The organism is Synechococcus sp. (assembly GCF_982614295.1).
This window is the reverse complement of record NZ_CEXBMR010000002.1, coordinates 11,734-29,807: the sequence shown is the minus strand read 5'-3', so window position 1 is coordinate 29,807 and position 18,074 is coordinate 11,734. Positions and strand designations below refer to the sequence as shown.

22 protein-coding genes and 1 other RNA gene are annotated in these 18,074 nt (G+C 50.2%); 13 read left to right on the top strand and 10 right to left on the bottom strand.

Annotation, left to right across the window (positions count from 1 at the left end):
- Nucleotides 1-61: 61 nt before the first annotated feature.
- Genes ilvA through AC2JC8_RS00625 form a run of 3 tightly spaced genes read left to right on the top strand, consistent with a single transcriptional unit; the run spans nucleotide 62 to nucleotide 2,410 of the window.
- Nucleotides 62-1,585 carry a threonine ammonia-lyase, biosynthetic gene (gene ilvA, locus AC2JC8_RS00635; protein ID WP_484400794.1) on the top strand — a complete coding sequence of 508 codons (1,524 nt, stop codon included), beginning with the start codon at nucleotides 62-64 and terminating at the stop codon, nucleotides 1,583-1,585.
- Between the two features lie 3 nt (nucleotides 1,586-1,588).
- Nucleotides 1,589-2,080 carry an SMC-Scp complex subunit ScpB gene (gene scpB / locus AC2JC8_RS00630; RefSeq protein WP_484400793.1) on the top strand — a complete coding sequence of 164 codons (492 nt, stop codon included), beginning with the start codon at nucleotides 1,589-1,591 and terminating at the stop codon, nucleotides 2,078-2,080.
- A gap of 36 nt (nucleotides 2,081-2,116) precedes the next feature.
- Nucleotides 2,117-2,410 carry a YggT family protein gene (locus AC2JC8_RS00625; RefSeq protein ID WP_484400792.1) on the top strand — a complete coding sequence of 98 codons (294 nt, stop codon included), beginning with the start codon at nucleotides 2,117-2,119 and terminating at the stop codon, nucleotides 2,408-2,410.
- A gap of 42 nt (nucleotides 2,411-2,452) precedes the next feature.
- Here the strand turns inward: AC2JC8_RS00625 and AC2JC8_RS00620 are convergent, their stop codons facing one another.
- Together AC2JC8_RS00620 and AC2JC8_RS00615 are read right to left on the bottom strand one after the other, a co-directional pair.
- Nucleotides 2,453-2,926, bottom strand: a complete 474-nt coding sequence (locus AC2JC8_RS00620) for a hypothetical protein (protein WP_484400791.1) — start codon at nucleotides 2,924-2,926, stop codon at nucleotides 2,453-2,455.
- A complete protein-coding gene (locus AC2JC8_RS00615) occupies nucleotides 2,923-3,252 on the bottom strand; it encodes a nucleoside triphosphate pyrophosphohydrolase family protein (RefSeq protein WP_484400789.1) in 330 nt (109 codons plus the stop codon). The genes AC2JC8_RS00620 and AC2JC8_RS00615 overlap by 4 nt, the downstream gene beginning before the upstream one ends.
- A 45-nt stretch (nucleotides 3,253-3,297) precedes the next feature.
- On the opposite strand from AC2JC8_RS00615, the gene pyk reads away from it, so the two are divergent.
- From pyk to AC2JC8_RS00590, 5 genes are all read left to right on the top strand, one after another.
- A complete protein-coding gene (pyk, locus tag AC2JC8_RS00610) occupies nucleotides 3,298-5,082 on the top strand; it encodes a pyruvate kinase (protein ID WP_484400788.1) in 1,785 nt (594 codons plus the stop codon).
- A 21-nt stretch (nucleotides 5,083-5,103) separates the two neighbouring features.
- Nucleotides 5,104-6,333 carry an ABC transporter permease gene (locus AC2JC8_RS00605; RefSeq protein WP_484400787.1) on the top strand — a complete coding sequence of 410 codons (1,230 nt, stop codon included), beginning with the start codon at nucleotides 5,104-5,106 and terminating at the stop codon, nucleotides 6,331-6,333.
- The gene (locus AC2JC8_RS00600; RefSeq protein ID WP_484400786.1) at nucleotides 6,330-6,758 is read left to right on the top strand and encodes an NUDIX hydrolase; all 429 of its coding nucleotides are present in this window, start codon (nucleotides 6,330-6,332) and stop codon (nucleotides 6,756-6,758) included. Before AC2JC8_RS00605 ends, AC2JC8_RS00600 begins: the two co-directional genes overlap by 4 nt.
- A gap of 70 nt (nucleotides 6,759-6,828) precedes the next feature.
- Entirely contained in the window at nucleotides 6,829-8,748 is a 1,920-nt protein-coding gene (gene ftsH / locus AC2JC8_RS00595) for an ATP-dependent zinc metalloprotease FtsH (RefSeq protein ID WP_484400784.1), read from the top strand.
- Nucleotides 8,749-8,783: 35 nt separating this feature from the next.
- The gene (locus tag AC2JC8_RS00590; RefSeq protein WP_484594033.1) at nucleotides 8,784-9,056 is read left to right on the top strand and encodes a DUF7219 family protein; all 273 of its coding nucleotides are present in this window, start codon (nucleotides 8,784-8,786) and stop codon (nucleotides 9,054-9,056) included.
- A gap of 3 nt (nucleotides 9,057-9,059) precedes the next feature.
- Here AC2JC8_RS00590 and clpP read toward each other — a convergent pair whose 3' ends face one another.
- Nucleotides 9,060-9,650, bottom strand: coding sequence for an ATP-dependent Clp endopeptidase proteolytic subunit ClpP (gene clpP, locus AC2JC8_RS00585; protein WP_295457799.1), 591 nt, complete (start codon nucleotides 9,648-9,650; stop codon nucleotides 9,060-9,062).
- 105 nt (nucleotides 9,651-9,755) lie between these two features.
- Between clpP and psb29 the strand changes: the two genes are divergently transcribed.
- Nucleotides 9,756-10,421, top strand: coding sequence for a photosystem II biogenesis protein Psp29 (psb29, locus tag AC2JC8_RS00580; RefSeq protein WP_484419845.1), 666 nt, complete (start codon nucleotides 9,756-9,758; stop codon nucleotides 10,419-10,421).
- On the opposite strand, the gene AC2JC8_RS00575 is transcribed toward psb29, so the two are convergent.
- The 3 genes from AC2JC8_RS00575 to petN all read right to left on the bottom strand — a co-directional run bounded on the left by AC2JC8_RS00575 (nucleotide 10,388) and on the right by petN (nucleotide 11,885).
- Nucleotides 10,388-11,506 carry a hypothetical protein gene (locus tag AC2JC8_RS00575; protein WP_484594032.1) on the bottom strand — a complete coding sequence of 373 codons (1,119 nt, stop codon included), beginning with the start codon at nucleotides 11,504-11,506 and terminating at the stop codon, nucleotides 10,388-10,390. The genes psb29 and AC2JC8_RS00575 overlap by 34 nt on opposite strands.
- An 83-nt stretch (nucleotides 11,507-11,589) precedes the next feature.
- Nucleotides 11,590-11,766, bottom strand: coding sequence for a hypothetical protein (locus AC2JC8_RS00570; RefSeq protein WP_484400779.1), 177 nt, complete (start codon nucleotides 11,764-11,766; stop codon nucleotides 11,590-11,592).
- A gap of 17 nt (nucleotides 11,767-11,783) precedes the next feature.
- Nucleotides 11,784-11,885, bottom strand: a complete 102-nt coding sequence (gene petN, locus AC2JC8_RS00565) for a cytochrome b6-f complex subunit PetN (protein ID WP_106499011.1) — start codon at nucleotides 11,883-11,885, stop codon at nucleotides 11,784-11,786.
- A gap of 68 nt (nucleotides 11,886-11,953) precedes the next feature.
- Between petN and clpS the strand changes: the two genes are divergently transcribed.
- Together clpS and AC2JC8_RS00555 are read left to right on the top strand one after the other, a co-directional pair.
- Nucleotides 11,954-12,259 carry an ATP-dependent Clp protease adapter ClpS gene (gene clpS / locus AC2JC8_RS00560; protein ID WP_484400778.1) on the top strand — a complete coding sequence of 102 codons (306 nt, stop codon included), beginning with the start codon at nucleotides 11,954-11,956 and terminating at the stop codon, nucleotides 12,257-12,259.
- Between the two features lie 8 nt (nucleotides 12,260-12,267).
- Entirely contained in the window at nucleotides 12,268-12,540 is a 273-nt protein-coding gene (locus AC2JC8_RS00555) for a DUF2103 domain-containing protein (protein ID WP_255130791.1), read from the top strand.
- A gap of 48 nt (nucleotides 12,541-12,588) precedes the next feature.
- Here the strand turns inward: AC2JC8_RS00555 and ssrS are convergent.
- The 3 genes from ssrS to AC2JC8_RS00540 all read right to left on the bottom strand — a co-directional run bounded on the left by ssrS (nucleotide 12,589) and on the right by AC2JC8_RS00540 (nucleotide 14,836).
- A non-coding RNA gene (gene ssrS / locus AC2JC8_RS00550) (6S RNA) lies at nucleotides 12,589-12,772 on the bottom strand.
- Between the two features lie 15 nt (nucleotides 12,773-12,787).
- Entirely contained in the window at nucleotides 12,788-13,936 is a 1,149-nt protein-coding gene (locus AC2JC8_RS00545; protein ID WP_484400777.1) for a 5-(carboxyamino)imidazole ribonucleotide synthase, read from the bottom strand.
- 15 nt (nucleotides 13,937-13,951) lie between these two features.
- Complete coding sequence (locus AC2JC8_RS00540; RefSeq protein WP_484400775.1) at nucleotides 13,952-14,836, bottom strand: carbohydrate ABC transporter permease; 885 nt, start codon at nucleotides 14,834-14,836, stop codon at nucleotides 13,952-13,954.
- Between the two features lie 72 nt (nucleotides 14,837-14,908).
- Between AC2JC8_RS00540 and aroB the strand changes: the two genes are divergently transcribed.
- The gene (gene aroB / locus AC2JC8_RS00535; protein WP_484594031.1) at nucleotides 14,909-16,024 is read left to right on the top strand and encodes a 3-dehydroquinate synthase; all 1,116 of its coding nucleotides are present in this window, start codon (nucleotides 14,909-14,911) and stop codon (nucleotides 16,022-16,024) included.
- On the opposite strand, the gene AC2JC8_RS00530 is transcribed toward aroB, so the two are convergent.
- The gene (locus tag AC2JC8_RS00530; RefSeq protein WP_484594030.1) at nucleotides 16,014-17,165 is read right to left on the bottom strand and encodes a class I SAM-dependent methyltransferase; all 1,152 of its coding nucleotides are present in this window, start codon (nucleotides 17,163-17,165) and stop codon (nucleotides 16,014-16,016) included. The genes aroB and AC2JC8_RS00530 overlap by 11 nt on opposite strands.
- Nucleotides 17,166-17,278: 113 nt before the next feature.
- Here AC2JC8_RS00530 and AC2JC8_RS00525 point away from each other — a divergent pair, with 113 nt between their 5' ends.
- Complete coding sequence (locus AC2JC8_RS00525; protein WP_484400801.1) at nucleotides 17,279-18,022, top strand: TPM domain-containing protein; 744 nt, start codon at nucleotides 17,279-17,281, stop codon at nucleotides 18,020-18,022.
- The last annotated feature ends 52 nt before the right edge of the window (nucleotides 18,023-18,074 follow it).

The window sequence follows — 18,074 nt, the reverse complement described above, 5'->3', positions numbered from 1 at the left end:
TGGCTATTGAATCTAGGCCCCCCACACCAAGGTCGAAGATATAAGGATGAAATGAGGCGTTATGGAGGGCTACCTACAAAGAATTTTGAGGGCTCGGGTCTACGACGTAGCCCAAATAACCCCTTTGGAGCTGGCCCCAAACCTGTCGGCACGCCTGGGTCAGCAGGTGTTGCTGAAAAGGGAAGATCTCCAACCGGTCTTTTCTTTCAAATTGCGGGGTGCCTTCAACAAGATGGTGCAGCTCACAGTTGAACAACGGCAGCAGGGGGTAATTGCCGCCAGTGCCGGCAACCATGCCCAAGGAGTGGCCTTAGCAGCGCAAAAGCTTGGTTGCCATGCAGTAATCGTGATGCCCCTCACCACCCCGCGCACCAAGGTGGAAGCGGTGCAAAGGCGGGGCGCTGAGGTGGTGCTCCATGGCGACACCTACGACGAAGCCCATGAAGAAGCACGGAAATTGGAATTAGAGCGGGGGCTCTGCTTTATTCACCCCTTTGACGACCCTGATGTAATTGCAGGCCAAGGCACGATCGGTCTTGAAATCCTGCGGCAATGCTCGGAGCCACCAGCGGCGATATATCTGGCGGTGGGTGGTGGTGGCTTGATTGCAGGGGTGGGGGCCTACGTGAAATCCCTCTGGCCCCAGGTGGAAATAATTGGGGTAGAGCCGGTTGATGCCGATGCCATGACCCGTTCTCTTGCCGCTGGTAAACGTATCTGCCTTGAACAGGTGGGCTTATTTGCAGATGGCGTAGCAGTTCGCCAGGTGGGCGTTGAAACTTTTCGCCTTGCCCAGCAGGTGGTGGATCGGATGGTAACTGTTGATAGCGACGCTATTTGTGCCGCTATTAAAGATGTTTTTGAAGACACCCGTTCAATTCTTGAACCCGCTGGTGCCCTTGCCATCGCAGGCTTAAAAGCCGATGCCTCGAGGCGCCCTAAGGGCCAACAATTGGTGGCAGTGGCTTGCGGGGCAAATATGAATTTTGAAAGATTGCGCTTCGTGGCGGAAAGAGCCGAACTAGGTGAAGAGAGGGAGGCAATGTTTGCAGTAGAGATTCCAGAAGGTCCTGGTCATCTGCGGCAGTTTTGTCGTTTGTTAGGCCAACACAACCTCACGGAATTTAGTTATCGAATGGCGGCAGGCGCAAAAGCGCAGATTTTTATCGGAGTGCAAATTCTTAATCGCGCCGATGCTGATGCTTTAGCAAAAAAGCTGATCAATGGGGGATTTGCCTGTGTTGATCTTTCAGGTAATGAACTGGCCAAGCTGCATTTACGCCACATGGTGGGGGGGCGTTTACCGCAACCCCATAAAAGCGATGGCGCTGCACAAGAACTGCTTTATCGCTTTGAATTCCCTGAAAAGCCAGGCGCTTTGATGGCTTTTGTTGAAGAGTTAAATCCGAATTGGAATATATCAATCTTTCACTACCGCAACCAAGGTTCTGATGTGGGCCGCATCGTTGTGGGGGTGCAGGTGCCACCCCATGAATTAAGCCATTGGCAACAGTTCCTGGATCAATTAAAAGTGCCTTGTACAAACGAAACAGATAACCCTGCTTATCAATTGTTCTTGGTGTGAACGTTGTCTAATCCCGATCTATCTTTGCCGGCACAGCTAGAGGCGGTGCTTTACCTGAAGGGGCGCTGCCTCAGCTTGGGGCAGCTAAGTGAATTGGTGCACTATCCCACTGAAGAAGTGGAACTGGCACTAATTACTTTGATGGCCGATTATGCCCATCGCGATACCGCCCTAGAAATTCGTCAGGAGCCTGCTGGTTTCAGTTTGCAATTAAGGGCTGATCTAAGCGAATTAGTGCGCGAATTAGTACCCGTGGATCTGAGCACCGCCAGCCTGCGCACGCTGGCAACTGTTGCCCTTAAAAAAAGAATCCTCCAATCGGAACTTGTTGATTTACGGGGCAGCGGCGCCTACGACCACATCAAAGAGCTGGTGGAGCAGGGGTTCATCGAAAGGCGCCGCCAGAGTGATGGCAGATCATTTTGGATCAGCCTTACAGAAAAATTCCACCGAACTTTCAGCGTAAAAAGCAGTACTGGCACCGAAGCTGGATAGATTTGGTGAAATTCGTTAGCCCCTTTCCTTAATTCCATGGAAATCAGCTTCTTTTTGCAGGTATTAGCTCAAACCCTGAGTATTTATACGCTCGTCTTAGTGGTGCGCGTGTTGTTGAGCTGGTTTCCAAATCTTGATTGGGGCAACCCTTTGCTTTCGGCCCTGAGCTCAATAACAGATCCATACCTGAATATCTTTCGCGGCTTGATTCCGCCATTAGGCGGGCTTGATTTATCAGCATTAATAGCCTTCTTTGCCCTACAGATCAGCGGAGGCCTATTGAGTCAATTAGCCATGAGCACAGCCCCAGGCCTTAGTTCTTTTCAATAGTTCTTTTCAATGGTTTTTTTAATAGTTTTTTGCCAAAACCCATTACTGCAAGTCTAATTCTTGCTCAAGTGGCAGCAAATCCAATTCATCTGCCGCGGCCCGTGCCCTTACTGGCGCATTGAATCCCTTTGCTTTTGCATTGCTTACTTTTAGGGGCCCCGGAGTGCCAGCTGGCACAGCTAAGCGCAAGGCAAAGGGGGAACTGCCTGGCGGCACGTCACCAATAGAGCCAACTCTGGTGCGATTTTGCAGCACGGGTTCACCGCTGGCATCAAGAATCTGGGCAAATACATCGGTATCCACAACCGGTTTAGAACCGTTGTTAAGAACCTCACCGCGCAAGGCGTAACAACTGGCCCCTAAGGGGCGACGCATATCGGGTTGCGCCCCCACATCAGCCTTGGGGCAGGGCTCAATGCTTATTCCTGAAACCTGGAGATTTGCGGCAAAGGAGGTTGTTGGCAAAGAAAAAAACAGGCCGAACGCAATAAAAAAACCCAAAAAGCAAGCCATCATCGTTCGTCTCCGCTTCCACTAATCACGTTACGGGCGGCGCGACTCTGAAGTTTTTCAAGATTCAACTCCGCAATCGTCTGAAGGCTAAAACCCAATTCATCCGCTAGCTGCGACACATACCAGAGAACATCCCCTAATTCAAGGGCGATCGCCTGCTTATTGGCGCTGCTGAAATCTCCCCCCTGATCGCGTAAAACCTTCTTTACTTTGTCTGCAACTTCACCGGCCTCACCGCAAAGACCCAGTGTGGGGTAAAGGATATTGGCACCTAGATCGGGATATTTGGCGGTGCGCCGGGCCAACGACTGATACGAATTGAGGTCCATTGGTTCCATAGGGTGATAGCTTCCGCACCGTCTCCAGCCAGGTAAATGCCAAAGCCCGACCTGCAGCGACGCACCAAGATTGTCGCCACCATCGGGCCCGCCACCGAATCGCCGGAGATGATTCGTGAACTGATTCTTGCGGGTGCCACTACCTTCCGGCTCAATTTTTCTCACGGCGATCACTCTGAACATGCCCAGCGGGCAGCAACAATCCGGCAAGTAGCCCATCAGCTCGGGGTACATGTGGGCATCCTGCAAGACCTGCAGGGGCCAAAAATTCGTTTAGGACGCTTCAACGCAGGGCCTATCACCCTCGCCAAGGGCGATAGTTTTGCGCTCACGGCAAGGGATGTGGCTTGCGATCAGCACATCGCCACCGTTACCTACGACAAACTCGCCTCTGAGGTGCCCCCTGGCAGCCGAATCCTGATGGACGACGGCAAGGTGGAGATGGAGGTTGATTGGATAGATCACCAGGAACAAACCCTCCACTGCAAAGTAACGGTGGGCGGTGTTCTCTCAAATAACAAAGGGGTGAATTTCCCCGATGTATTGCTTTCAGTGAGGGCTCTCACACCCAAAGATCGCAACGACCTCGCCTTTGGTTTGCAATTGGGGGTTGATTGGGTAGCCCTCAGTTTTGTGCGCAATCCATCAGACATGGAAGAAATACGTGAACTGATTCGCACCCTCGGCCACAGAACACCAGTAATTGCAAAGATTGAAAAATTTGAAGCGATTGATCAAATCGATTCGATCTTGCCTTTATGCCATGGGGTGATGGTTGCCCGTGGTGATCTCGGCGTTGAGATGGCCGCAGAAGAAGTGCCCCTGCTGCAAAAGGAACTTATCCGCAAAGCCAATTCGATGGGCATTCCCATCATCACGGCCACCCAAATGCTCGACAGCATGGCAACAAACGCCAGGCCCACTAGAGCTGAAGTTAGCGACGTAGCCAATGCCATCCTTGATGGCACTGATGCGGTGATGCTTTCAAATGAAACTGCCGTAGGCCTCTACCCGGTAGAGGCGGTAGAAACGATGGCTCGCATCGCTAAACGAATCGAACAAAATTATCCAAATCGTCAGCCCGATACTCAGCTAGCAAGCACCATTCCCAACGCGATTAGCCATGCGGTGAGCACCATCGCAAATCAATTGGATGCTGCCGCGATTTTGCCGCTCACAAAAACAGGAGCCACGGCAAGAAACGTGAGCAAATTTCGGCCATCTACACCAATTCTTGCCGTAACCAGCGACGTAAAAGTGGCGCGGCAGTTGCAATTGGTATGGGGTGTAAATCCCTTAGTAATCAGCACTCAAAGTTCCACCAGCCGCACATTCAGCATGGCTATGGGGGTAGCCCAAGAACAGGGATTACTAGAAGATGGTGATCTTGTAGTGCAAACCGCTGGAACCCTCAGCGGAGTGAGCGGATCCACCGACCTTGTGAAGGTGGGCATTGTTTCTGCGGTGCTTGGCCGTGGCACAGGATTTGGAAACTCTTCTGTGAGTGGCAAGGTTCGATTAGCACAAACCCCTGAAGAAGCTGCCAGCATCGAACCTGGAGAAATCTTGGTGGTAGCTCACACAACAGCTTCCTACCTAGAAGCAATTCGTCGCTCTGGTGGGGTAATTACAGAGGAGGATGGAAGCCAGAGCCATGCCGCTGTAATTGGCCAAAGGCTCGGCATTCCCGTAGTTGTAGGGGTTGCCAATGCAACCCGCGATGTAAGGCAAGGAGAAGTGGTTACCATTGATATCCGCAATGGGTTAGTTCACCGGGGCACCCATGTTCACGACCACAGCAGCGCCGATAACATTGGCTGAAAAACTTTTGGTTGAAACACCATGAGTGCGCGCCTGCCTTTGCGGGACACCATTGGCATGGCCCTTGGAGCGTTGAGTTCAAATCGCTTGCGTTCCGCGCTCACGATGCTTGGAATCGTGATTGGGAACGCTTCAGTGATAACTCTTGTTGGCGTTGGTAAAGGGGCGCAAAACCTAGCTGAGGGGCAACTGAGCACCCTTGGTGCGAATGTTTTATTCGTGGTTCCCGGCAACAACGACACTCGACGCCGTGGCATCGAAACACCAAAAACACTTGTTTTAGAAGATGCAAACGCGATTCTTGAACAGGTGCCAAGCATTAGCCGAATTGCACCTCAAATAACCCTTAGCGAAACAGTTAGGGCCCGTGATTTAAGCGCCACAGCAACAATTTCGGGGATTACGCCTGATTTTTTAGCGGTGCGTCGTTTTGATATGGCCCAAGGGCGTTTTTTCAGCGAAGCCGATATGCAAGGGGCCCGCAATGTGGCGGTGTTAGGACCAGACATTGCTGAAAGATTGCTCCCAGGTGGTTACCCGATTGGCAAGGAGGTACGGATTCGCAACCAGTCTTTTCAGGTGGTGGGAATCATGGCCTCCAAAGGTGCCTTCCTCGGCCAAAATCAAGATGATGCTGTTTACGTGCCGTTAAGCACGATGGTGAGCCGTTTAAGTGGCCGTGATCCAACTTTTGGCACTTCTCTGAGCTTCGTAAGTGTGGAAGCAAAAGATGAACGATCTGTGAGCGCCGCTAAATTTCAAATTAGTAATTTGCTGCGTTTGCGTCACAAAATCTTGCGGGAAGATGATTTTGCGGTGCGTTCACAAAAAGATGCCCTTTCGATCGTAGGAACTATCACTGGCGGTCTCACATTGATGCTGGGTGCCATTGGTGCCATATCTCTCTTGGTTGGTGGCATCGGCATCATGAACATCATGTTGGTTTCCGTAAGCGAACGCACTCAAGAAATTGGTTTACGCAAAGCCGTTGGGGCCCGCAGTAACGACATACTTCTGCAGTTCTTAATTGAAGCTTTAGTGGTTTCTAGCTTGGGGGGCTTAGTGGGCAGTTTGCTTGGGCTCGGCGCGGTGATGGCGGTAGCCGCAGTAACACCCCTACCGGCTTCAATTGGTTTGTGGAATGTGGCCAGCACAGTGGCGCTTTCAGGATCCATCGGCCTCTTTTTTGGTGTGGTGCCTGCGCGCAGAGCCGCAAAAATGGATCCGATCGTTGCCCTACGCAGGCTATGAAATGCCCAGAGGTTGCCCTTGCCATGCTTAAGCGTGAAGGCAGATGGCTTTTGCAATTACGCGACGATATCGATGGAATTGTTTATCCAGGCACCTGGGCGTTATTTGGTGGCCACCTTGAAAGCGGAGAAAGCCCCAACCAAGCTGTGCAAAGGGAGCTAAAGGAGGAAATCAATTGGACCACTTCGCAGCTCGAGCCTTGGTTCAGTCAATCAAGCCCCCAGCGCACAGCCCACTTCTTTCGTGCTGCTCTAACAGTGCCGCTGAGCTCACTAACGCTGTTGGAGGGGCAAGATATGGCGCTTGCCAGCCTTGAGGAGCTTTGCAGCGGCCAGGTAAGCAGCAAGGTTTGCGGCGAAACAAGGTCTTTTGCCCCTTCTCTGCAATGGGCTGTAGATCAAATGTTGCAAGAATATTCGCGCTAAATCACTCCGCTGGCTTCTTTGGGTCTTTACAATTACTAAACATTTTTAGCCATAGGCTGCAACCGCATCCATGAATAATCGCTGGCGCACAATTCTTCTCTGGGCCCTTCCCATTGGCCTCGGTTTGTTTTTGCTCTGGCAAGTGGTGTCTAACGGTGGCCCAGCCAAGGTTGTATCTCAACCAAACCTTGCTCCTCGCAACAGTGCTGTTGCCCGCATGACATACGGGCGCTTCCTCGATTACGTGGACGCGGGCAGGGTTACATCTGTTGATATTTTTGATGGCGGCCGCAGCGCTGTTGTTGAAGCGGTGGATCCAGATATTGACAACCGCGTGCAACGTTTACGGGTAGATCTTCCTGGCCTTGCTCCAGAGCTTGTTAACAAATTAAAAGAAGAAGGAATTAGTTTTGATATACACCCCCCCCGCACTACCCCACCTGCCTTAGGTGTTTTAGGCAATTTATTATTTCCGTTATTACTTATTGGCTCTCTTATTCTGCTGGCTCGCCGTTCTTCCAACATGCCCGGCGGCCCTGGCCAAGCGATGCAGTTTGGTAAAACCAAAGCTCGTTTTGCAATGGAAGCAGAAACCGGCGTGAAATTTGATGATGTGGCAGGTGTAGAAGAAGCAAAAGAAGATCTTCAGGAAGTAGTTACTTTCCTCAAGCAACCAGAAAGATTTACAGCTGTTGGCGCAACAATTCCTCGGGGTGTTCTATTAGTTGGCCCCCCTGGAACAGGTAAAACTCTCCTTGCCAAAGCGATCGCGGGGGAGGCAGGGGTTCCTTTCTTCTCACTTGCGGGCTCTGAATTCGTTGAAATGTTCGTTGGGGTGGGTGCCAGCCGGGTTAGAGATTTGTTTAAGCGCGCCAAAGAGAGCGCACCTTGTTTGATCTTTATTGATGAAATAGACGCAGTTGGGCGCCAGCGTGGGGCTGGTATTGGTGGAGGCAATGACGAAAGGGAACAAACTTTGAATCAACTTCTCACTGAGATGGATGGTTTTGAAGGCAATAACGGTGTAATCATTATTGCCGCAACAAATCGCCCCGATGTGTTGGACTCAGCTCTGATGCGCCCGGGCCGGTTTGATCGCCAAGTAACTGTTGATGCGCCAGATATAAAGGGTCGTCTTTCTATTTTGAAAGTTCATTCCCGCAATAAAACACTTGCAGAAGATGTAAGCCTAGAGATGATTGCCAGGCGTACACCTGGCTTTACAGGTGCAGATCTTGCCAATTTACTAAATGAAGCAGCGATTCTTACTGCTAGGCGTCGCAAAACAGCCACCAGCCTTGCTGAGATAGATGATGCTGTTGATCGTGTAATTGCGGGTATGGAAGGCACGCCCCTCACAGATGGGCGCAGCAAGCGCTTGATTGCTTATCACGAGGTTGGTCATGCCCTAGTGGGCACGCTTGTGCAGCACCACGACCCGGTGCAAAAGGTAACTCTTATCCCAAGGGGACAGGCCCAGGGCCTCACCTGGTTTGCTCCAGATGAAGAGCAAATGCTTGTGAGCCGCGCACAATTGAGGGCCCGCATCATGGGGGCGCTTGGGGGAAGGGCCGCTGAAGCAATCGTTTTTGGCCATGCTGAGGTAACAACTGGCGCTGCTGGCGATATTCAACAGGTGGCCGGTATGGCCCGCCAAATGGTTACCCGTTTTGGCATGAGTGATTTAGGCCCAATGTCGTTAGAAGCTGGTAATCAAGAGGTATTTGTTGGTAGAGATTTAATGACCCGCAGCGACGTATCAGATTCAATAACAAATCGCATTGATGGGCAAGTGCGGCTGATTGTTGATAAGTGCTATCAAGACACCTTGGCGCTCCTTGAGAAGCAGCGCCCCTGCATGGATTGCTTGGTTGAACTCTTAATAGAAAGCGAAAGCCTTGATGGCGAAAAATTTAGAGAGGTGGTGAGTCAGTTTTCCTCTATTCCCGAAAAAGAAAGATTTTCTCCTTTGCTACCTGCGGGCTCTTGATATATCAAAATACAAACATCAATCACTTTTAAAAAATGTCAGAAGATTTAAATGCATTTGTAGGTCCGATTTTCCCTGGCTTAGATGGCACTCACTCACCTCTGGAAGCACATACAAGTTATAGAGGTGAAGATTGGAGCCCAGAAAAGCTAGCCTTCCATCAAAATTTAGAGCAATTTGCGGAACGAGTCGGTTTAATCGTTGCCTTGCAAGGAAACGGAAAAGTGAGCCAAGATCATGCTTATTCCGAAATCAAACAAATATGGAAACAACTCAAAGAAAGCCACTCAGAGCTTTTGAGCAAATAACTGTTACACTGCGTGAATTGGGCGTTGATCTATAACTTTGTCTATTAGCCCATAACTAACAGCTTCAACAGGAGACATAAAAAAATCTCTGTCTGTGTCTTTTTTAACCCTATCTAGAGGCTGATTGGTGCGGCTGGCCAACTCTTCATTGAGGCGATTCTTAAGATATAAAATTTCATTTGCCTGAATCCGTATATCAGAAGCCTGACCCGAAGCGCCACCCAAAGGTTGATGGATCATGATTCTCGAATGTTGCAGACTACTGCGTTTTCCAGCCGCTCCTGCAGCAAGAAGAAATGCGCCCATGCTGGCAGCTAAACCAACGCAAACTGTTTGCACATCGGGCTTTACATGTTGCATTGTGTCAAAAATACCTAAGCCATCGTAAACAGATCCACCTGGGGAATTTATGTATAGAAAAATATCTTTTTCTGGATCCTCAGCCTCAAGAAATAAAAGTTGGGCAACGATTCTGTTTGCAGAATCGGATGTAACTGGTTCACCTAAGAAAACTATGCGTTCCCTTAGCAGCCTTGAATAGATATCAAAAGCCCTTTCGCCCCTACCTGAATCTTCAATAACAATAGGGATCATGGCGTTCTTCAAAGTATTTGCTCAAATACTACTAACTGCCCTATGGCTGCCGAGCGCTAAGGTCGTTTTTATCAGAAAGGGAATCCAGTGGGTGATTGCCAAACCGTGGCAGACAGCAAAAGGCGTTTCTTCGCCGCTTATCCAAGGGTGATCCCCGGGCTCTATCGCCGTGTGGTGGATGAGCTACTTGTGGAATTGCATCTTCTTTCCTGCCAACAGGGCTTCCAAGCAGATGCTCTCTTCTCCCTTGGGCTCACCCAAGTATTCGACAATTTCACCAAGGGCTTCCAACCGGAGGATCGCAGGGAAGACCTTTTTGAAGCTCTCTGCGTTTCCACAAGCCTGAGCACCGAAGAAATGCGGCGGCAAGCCTCAGAACTCACAAACGGAATTTTCCCCCACGGTGAAAAGGAGATCAGCAGCTGGCTAGAAGCCCGCGGAGAGGGGGCCCCTGAACCGCTTAAGCAAGTGTTGCAACAGGCAACTCGCGCTGATTTTCATTACTCCCGGCTCCATGCCGTTGGCTTAATAGCCCTAATCCAGGATCTCAGCGGCGGCAATGATCAAGAACCTGAAGCAATTCGTAAGCGCGCTGCAAGCGTTGGCGAACAAATGGGGCTCCAACAAGAAAAACTTGATAAAGACATGGGTCTTTATGCAAGCAATTTAGAAAAGATGGCCCAAGCGGTGGAAATGATGGAAGAAACCGTGGCTTCGGTAAAACGCCGGCGGGAGCGTCAATCCAGCGTTTCTGAAACACCTATCACTTGAGCAGCAGCTCCTGCCCTACCCGCTCGCCAATGGCCCTTAAACAGGGCCGATTTTTTTAATACCAAAGGCATATTTCCTGGCAACAGGCCGCGTTGATCTAGAAGCCGGGGAGCAGCCACAAGCGTGAGGCCAGACAACTGCTTGAAACCAGATAAAACCACCCCCGGCGCCAGCTGATTATTTGGAGAAGCACCCAGCACAATTAGGAGCTTGTTGTTCTGCTGCCAACGCCAACCGGCCTGCACCCAACCCTTAGGGTTTCGCAGTTCAGAAACACCGTTGCGGCTTTTTAGCTGCAGTTCAACTGGCAATTGTGTTTTTAAACGCTCTAAAAGCTGTTCAAAATCTTGCCGGGCTCGCTTGCCTTGGGGCTTAAGGGTGATCCAAATGCTGGCTTGATAGGGGTTATTCGCTGGATTAAAAAGCAGCTGCAGCTGAAAAGGGCTTTGCAGTAAAAGTTTTTTGCTAGCCCCATCAAGCAAAGGCTCTAACAATGGGCCCAATATTGGGGCCATTGATTCTCCCTGCAATAACAAAGGAGCTGCACTGGTTGGCCAAACGGGCTCTTGGGGTTGTGGCATAGGGCCAGTGGAGCGCAAAACCCCGTCGCCACCCCTTGTTTTTCCCCACCAACGCATACCTTGCAACTGGAAACAGCCCTGCTGCAACGGCATTAAAAACGGCGACCAATTAGCCGTTGTTGCCACCAAGCCAGATCCGGACCAAAACAAGGCTGCATCTGAGCTCTCCAAGGCCGCACAGCGGGGGCTAAAACGATGCTGAGCTGGATTGCGAAGCGATTGCTGCAAACTCTGTAAACCCAAAGCATCAGCCGCCACTACGCGATATGGGCCCCACCTCAGGCTTAAAGGAACCGTATCCGCTTCTTTACCAGCCCTCACCAACAGCAGAGGGGATGAATCCGCATGAGGGCCCCAAATCTGCAACCAAGAACCGTTGCCTTGCCGCCACAAGCGCATTGCTAAAAGCGGAGGCAGGCGTTGTTTCCAGATCCGCGGCAATGGTTGCTGCGGCTGAATCGGCAATCTCTGGGCTAAGGATGCCTGGCTCAACAGTGATTTCAAATCACCCTGCGGAGGCTTAGGGGCCGTGATCCATAAAATAAAACCGCCAAATAGGGGAATGAGGCATACCCCAAAGCTGGCTTTCAATTTTTGCCGGGGCGTCGAGGAGCGCGAGGGGAACTCACTGCCGACCGGCGACGTTTGTCTTTCCATTCCATCGCCGATAGATAAACAACTCCACCACTAACAAACAACAGCAGCAGTGCCGCCACTCCAGCTAAAGCCGAGTTTAAGGTTAAATCGAGTTGTAATTCAGGCATTACAGCCGACTTGAGATTTAGAAATTAATCGAACCATCACCATTGCGACCCCACACCACCATCGCAATAGAGAAGGTAAAAGTAGCTGCTAGAGCAGCCCAGCCCAAAGTGATCAACATATGAAAGCGTTCAATTTCGTTAATCCTACCGAAAGGGGCGCTGAGCGGAGCAGAATAAAAATATCTAGATGTCAACCGTGACGACAAGCACACCCGAACTCAAACCATCCGGGAGCGCCACTCTTGAAAGGGCTCCATACCCGGCTTACAAGGTGGTGGTTTTAAATGATGAGATAAATACATTTCAACATGTAGTGGATTGTTTATTGAAATACATACCCGCAATGAATCCTGATCGCGCTTGGGCCCTTGCCCAAGCCATTGATAACGAAGGCCAGGCAGTGGTTTGGGTGGGGCCGATGGAACAAGCAGAGCTCTATCACATGCAGCTCGGATCAGAGGGTTTATCAATGGCTCCGTTAGAGCGCGCCTGAGGTAAAAATTGGGAAGGCTGGTTATTACCCACAGCACTTACCTCGATGGCTTGATTCCCCTGCTGAAAATTTTAGCTAGTAAACCGTATATAGATACAGTTACCCCAGCAGTTATCAGCAGGGTTAACGGACGCTGTGAGGGATTAAAGATACGTGTATCTACTGAAATTAAAGGCGGTTACAAACTAATTGCCCGTAGGGGAAGTAGTGCCCAAGAGGTATTTGTAGTAACTAAATTGAGCCAAGCTGCTTTGAAGGAACTGCTGGCTGCAATCGATTAAAATTAAAATTAAAAACTATTTAAAGAGTATTTAGAAAGTGTTTGAAAGGGGTGAACCGCCATGCCGTGGTGCCCTCAGTCTTCGACCTGGAAGAACCAGAAGGGAGAGGAAAGCGGGGCTTCATTTCCGGCTACGGGGCCGGTATACGTCACCATCGCGACACCACTCCCATGTCGAAAAGGGAGTCAGATCAGAACACTGGAAAGGGCAAACACCAACGCAGCAGTTCAACTCAAATCTAAGGCTTTCAAGCTGGGTTAGGCCAGATACTTCTCACATTCGCGAGTAATTCCAAGGCCTCGCGGCGGCGCAAAACAGGATCGCAAGCTTGCAGGAGCAGAGTTATGTGGCCAAGCTTGCGACCACGCCTGGTTAAGCGTTTCCCATACCAATGCAGATGGGCCTGAGGTAGAGCCTGCAATAAGTTGCGTTGTTCTTGGTAGGTGTTATGGGATTCTTCAAAGCCCACCAGATTCACCATCAATGCCCCAGGCACCAACAAGGCCGTTGAACCAAGCCGTTGGTTACTGAGCACATTTAATTGTTGGCAAAACTGACTCGTAACACAAGCTTCGATTGTGTAATGGCCGGAATTATGACTGCGCGGCGCCAATTCATTTATCAGCAAACCCTGGGGGGAAAGAAAGAATTCAACGGCTAATAGCCCCACGTAGTTGGTTGCGGTAACAATTGAAACCGCCATGGAACGAGCGCGGGCTTCAACGCCGTGGTTCACATGGGCCGGGGCAAGCACCCATTCGCATTGCTGTTGGTGTTGGTGGGTTTCCACCAGAGGGAAAACGCTGATCTCGCCAGCTGAATTTCTTGCCACCAAAATTGAGAGTTCTTTTTCATAATTCACCAATTCCTCAAGAATCCATTCGCGGCAATCCACTCGCATCATTAGAGCCTCGAAGGCAGCACGGTTGAGCAATTTCTCCGTACCTCGCCCGTCGTAGCCGCCAGCGGCGGCCTTTGCCATCAATGGAAATTCAAACTGCGCAGGCAGCTTTCCACCAGCACTAACAACAGTTGCCAGGTCACACCAGCCTGGGCTTGGCAAATTGAGCCTTTCCAGCAAGTTGCGTTGCTGGCGTTTATCCACCACCTGCGCCAACACTTCAGCGCAGGGTTGAAATTCAACTCCCTCAACCTCTAATGCCTGAATTGCTTCAAGATCTACCCATTCATTTTCAAAGCCAATTCGCCTGCACTGTTTTGCCAATTGGGCAGTGGCATCACCATTTTCAGAGGGCCCAAAAACTGCAGCTGCTGCAAGAGCAACTGCAGCATCATCAGGATCACTGGCCTGGAGGTGAAGTTCCAGGCCCATCTTTTGGGCAGCCTCAGCAAGCATCCCAGCCAGCTGACCACTACCAACTATTCCAACGGGCATCAAAAGCTGCGTTGCTTAATCCAACATTTTAGGCAACCCTGCCCCTTTGAGAAGCTGTTGCAAAAGGCTAAGCAGTAAAACCACCAGGAATAGAGCGAGCCCTGCAGCGCAGGCGTAGCTGATATCTAATTCCTGAAAGGCAAGGTCGTATACGTAGTAAACAACTGTGCGAGTGGAATCTGCTGGGCCGCCCTGGGTTAACAAGAACACCTCCTCAAATACCTTTGTTGCAGCAATTGATGAAATCACAGCCACCAATGCCACATAGGGTTTTAACAGCGGAAGGGTGATATCAAGATGCTGGCGCCATCCGCGACTGCCATCAAGTTCGGCTGCCTCATAGAGATCTTTTGAAATTCCCTGTAGACCACCTAAAAAAATCACCATGTAATAACCAATTCCTTTCCATAGAGTTACAAACATCACCGCAAACAAGGCAAGGCTAGGGTCGCTTAAGAAACCAATTGCTTGAAATTTTTCACCAAAAATGAAACCACCCCAACCGTTTAACAGCCCGTTTTCGGCATAAATCCAGCGGAAGGCAATAGCCGCAACCACCACAGAAACCAACACGGGAGTGTAGAAAGCACCGCGAAAGAAATGCATTCCAGGCAGAGCACGGTTTACTAAAACCGCTAGAGCAAGGGAGCCCACCACCATTGGCGGCACCACCCCCAGCAGATATAAAAAAGTGGTGCCGAGAACCCGTAAAAAAAGTGGATCAGTTGATAATCGCCTCAAATTTGACAACCCGATGAATTGCAACGGTGCATCTAGATCAAGTCCTGATCGGGTAAAACTCATCACTAAAGCCATCAGGGCTGGCAGCAGCACAGTGAGCAGCACGAGCAGGAGGGCTGGTGCAATGAACAGCCAAGGGAGCAGGGGTGATCTAGACAATCATCAATCCCACAAACCGCTCCATTCTGGGGCTAGATGGCCATACATTAATTACTGCGGAAATGGCGTCAAATGAACGTTGATAAGGCCTTGAGCAAGGTTTTGGTTGAGCTTGGCGAGAATTCTTATGCGATTCAGATCGGTTGCGGTGCCATTGAATTGCTGGGGCAAGAAATAAGCAAACTCGGCTTCAAATCTGGCGCTCGGGTTTTAGTGGTAAGCCAACAAGCCGTTGCTCAGCATTACGGGCAGCAACTGCTAAACGGCCTCAACCGCGAGGGCTTTCTCACTGAATTACTACTTCTGCCGAGTGGAGAAGATCAAAAGAATCCTGCCTCCATTTCCAAAATTCATAACGCCGCATATACGCATCAATTAGAGCGCAGCTCATTAATTATTGCTCTTGGTGGAGGTGTGATTGGAGATATGGCAGGTTTTGCGGCTGCCACCTGGTTGAGGGGTATTGCCGTAGTGCAGGTACCCACCACCCTTTTGGCGATGGTCGATGCCTCTATTGGTGGTAAAACCGGCGTAAATCATCCTGGTGGTAAGAATTTAATTGGTGCTTTTCATCAACCAAAACTTGTATTAATTGATCCAAATACGCTCAGTACCCTGCCGCAGAGAGAAGTAAGAGCGGGCCTAGCAGAAGTTATCAAATACGGTGTTATTGGTGAACCGGTGCTATTTGATGCACTTGAACAACATGCCAAACTTGGCAGTATTGATGAGATTGGTGAATCATTGCTGCTGCAAATCTTGAAAAGGTCTGCTGCAGCAAAAGCACGGGTAGTGGCAGCAGATGAACGGGAGGGAAACCTGCGGGCGATCCTTAATTACGGCCATACCCTTGGTCACGTGCTGGAAACTCTTACGAGCTACGAGAAGTATTTACATGGTGAGGCGGTTGCTTTAGGCATGCTGGCGGCAGGTGAATTAAGCCTTCAACTCGGTTTATGGCCTGCCGCTGATCAACAACGCCAGCGCCAAATAATTGAACGCTGTGGCTTGCCTTTAACAACACCAAGATTTGAAGCTGAAGAGGTTCGAAATTGCTTATTACGCGATAAAAAAGTAATTGCTGGCAGGGTGCGATTTGTGTTGCCAACTGGAATTGGCGCGGTGGTAATTCGTGATGATGTAACCCTTGACGCAGCAATCGAGGCCCTTGCAAGCATCAGCCACTAACAGATAACAACTGCACCATCCCTGGCAATCCCGGAGTACACAGCTGCAGCCACCAAAACCCACCTAATTGATAAGGATCTACCAATCGCTGGTATTCCTCGCGGCGGGCAAGGCGCCAGCTAATCGGGGCAATACCTGGGGTAGATAGCTCACTCCAGAGTTGCGCCAACCCCAAGCGCAGCAGGGCTTCGCCTTGTAATTCTGCCCCCTGCCAACACCAACCAGTAGTGGTTGCGAGTTGTTCCACCAGGGTGTTGCAAACATGGGCTGTGATGTCCCAACTGCCGGGCTCAGCAAGTAATTCAGGGCTGGCGACTTGGGCTCGGTAGGCCAGTAAGGTGCCTCCATCACGATTAGGTGCGTAATAACGCTTTGCCGGATGGCCGTAATCAATCGTTAGCAGCCAACCCTGCTGCAAACCTTGGCGCACCTGCTGCAACCAAGGTTCAAGGCTGGGGCACCATTCACTGCACCAACCCTCCGGCCTGTTGCCACCATTTGTTTCTAAACCCATAGCCTCTAGCTGTTCAACACTTTTTGCTGCAAGCGGCCTGCCTGTGTGCCATTCAAATTCACCTTTTGAAGAGAGCACCACATCAAGGCCATGCCAATTGCCTTGAAACAGCACAAACCGCTCAACTGGAAGCGCATCGAGTAACTCATGAGCCAGCACAATCCCCCGTCTAGGTTCGCTAATTAGTTCATCTGGCTCAGGCCAATAGCAGGGAATAGTTGAATTCTTGAGGGTTTCCTGTTGGACCATGCGCAAGGGAGCGCTTGATTCCAGCAACACAATTTCCAAGCGGGCAAGCCATGGAGGGCTAAGGGCCAGCAGAGCCTCAACCAATTGCAGCGCCAGCAAACCGTTGCCGGGGCCCCACTCAATCAAACTGAGCTTGCCGGGCTGTGCTGAAAGCAGATCAAAACAGGGAATCAATTGTTTTAAAAGCAGATCTGCAAGGCCTGAGCCAAGGGAAGGCGCCGTAACAAAATCACCCCTTGGGCCAAAACAACAACGGCCACTACCGTAGAAACCATGCTGGGAATCGTTCAGCAGCCAGTCCATCACTACAGCGAAGGAAGCCCTTCCGCCATGTTGAGCTAAAAGCTGCTGCAACCAAAGTTCTGAGTTGTCAGCCACAGCTGCTCCATGGATCGATAACAATGAGTTTTAGTGGATGAGTTGCTGTGATTTCTATCGGGGCGGTTTCCAGGTGGTTGTTGGGTCTATTGCTTATTTGTTCTACGGCATTTATGCAGGCGGAGCCTGCTATGGCTTACGACAACGCCGATTTATTGCCTGATCACCCAACCCCAGTAATCGATCTAGCTAAAGCCCTCACAGACCAGCAAAGACAGTCTCTTGAAACGGAACTCACCGATTTTGAAGCCAAAAGCGGCTGGAAGTTGAGGGTTCTTACCCAATACGACCGCACCCCTGGCCTAGCGGTAAAACAATATTGGGATTTAGATGAACGCAGCTTGCTATTGGTTGCAGATCCCCGCGGCGGCAACCTGCTTAATTTCAACGTGGGAGAAGCATTGTTTGCTTTGATGCCACGCACCTATTGGGTGGAACTGCAAACCAGATTTGGCAATCAATATTATGTAAAAGACAATGGCGAAGATGGGGCAATTGTTGATTCTTTAGCTGCAGTTGAATTCTGTTTGAACAAAGGTGGTTGTCAGGTAGTGCCCGGACTACCCGAAGAGCAATGGCTTCTCACTTTCGCCGCCTCAATACTTGGAGGCCTTGTTGCTGGTTTTGCAGCTTTTCCTAGAAAAGAAGGCATCAGGGTTGCTTGGAATTGGCTCTTACTTATGGCACCCCTTTGGCTACTAATTTTTGGATTTTTTGGTTTGGCTCCAATCCTCACTCGCACTTCAGATTTAATGCCGTTAGCAGCAAATTGCCTCGGTTTCTTAACTAGTGCTGGATTGGCATATCTAATTGCCCTTAAAACTTTGCCAAAACCCGGATCAGCAAAAATCAGTTAACGCTTAAAAACTTTTTAAAGCACATTCAAGGCTGTTATCTGAGCAGGGTGGA

Coding starts and splice junctions, on each gene's coding strand:
- ilvA (WP_484400794.1), top strand. CDS start 62: ATGGAGGGCTACCTACAAAGAATTTTGAGGGCTCGGGTCTACGACGTA.
- AC2JC8_RS00625 (WP_484400792.1), top strand. CDS start 2,117: ATGGAAATCAGCTTCTTTTTGCAGGTATTAGCTCAAACCCTGAGTATT.
- AC2JC8_RS00620 (WP_484400791.1), bottom strand. CDS start 2,926: ATGATGGCTTGCTTTTTGGGTTTTTTTATTGCGTTCGGCCTGTTTTTT.
- AC2JC8_RS00615 (WP_484400789.1), bottom strand. CDS start 3,252: ATGGACCTCAATTCGTATCAGTCGTTGGCCCGGCGCACCGCCAAATAT.
- pyk (WP_484400788.1), top strand. CDS start 3,298: ATGCCAAAGCCCGACCTGCAGCGACGCACCAAGATTGTCGCCACCATC.
- AC2JC8_RS00605 (WP_484400787.1), top strand. CDS start 5,104: ATGAGTGCGCGCCTGCCTTTGCGGGACACCATTGGCATGGCCCTTGGA.
- AC2JC8_RS00600 (WP_484400786.1), top strand. CDS start 6,330: ATGAAATGCCCAGAGGTTGCCCTTGCCATGCTTAAGCGTGAAGGCAGA.
- ftsH (WP_484400784.1), top strand. CDS start 6,829: ATGAATAATCGCTGGCGCACAATTCTTCTCTGGGCCCTTCCCATTGGC.
- AC2JC8_RS00590 (WP_484594033.1), top strand. CDS start 8,784: ATGTCAGAAGATTTAAATGCATTTGTAGGTCCGATTTTCCCTGGCTTA.
- clpP (WP_295457799.1), bottom strand. CDS start 9,650: ATGATCCCTATTGTTATTGAAGATTCAGGTAGGGGCGAAAGGGCTTTT.
- AC2JC8_RS00570 (WP_484400779.1), bottom strand. CDS start 11,766: ATGCCTGAATTACAACTCGATTTAACCTTAAACTCGGCTTTAGCTGGA.
- petN (WP_106499011.1), bottom strand. CDS start 11,885: ATGTTGATCACTTTGGGCTGGGCTGCTCTAGCAGCTACTTTTACCTTC.
- clpS (WP_484400778.1), top strand. CDS start 11,954: ATGTCAACCGTGACGACAAGCACACCCGAACTCAAACCATCCGGGAGC.
- AC2JC8_RS00545 (WP_484400777.1), bottom strand. CDS start 13,936: ATGCCCGTTGGAATAGTTGGTAGTGGTCAGCTGGCTGGGATGCTTGCT.
- aroB (WP_484594031.1), top strand. CDS start 14,909: ATGAACGTTGATAAGGCCTTGAGCAAGGTTTTGGTTGAGCTTGGCGAG.
- AC2JC8_RS00525 (WP_484400801.1), top strand. CDS start 17,279: ATGCAGGCGGAGCCTGCTATGGCTTACGACAACGCCGATTTATTGCCT.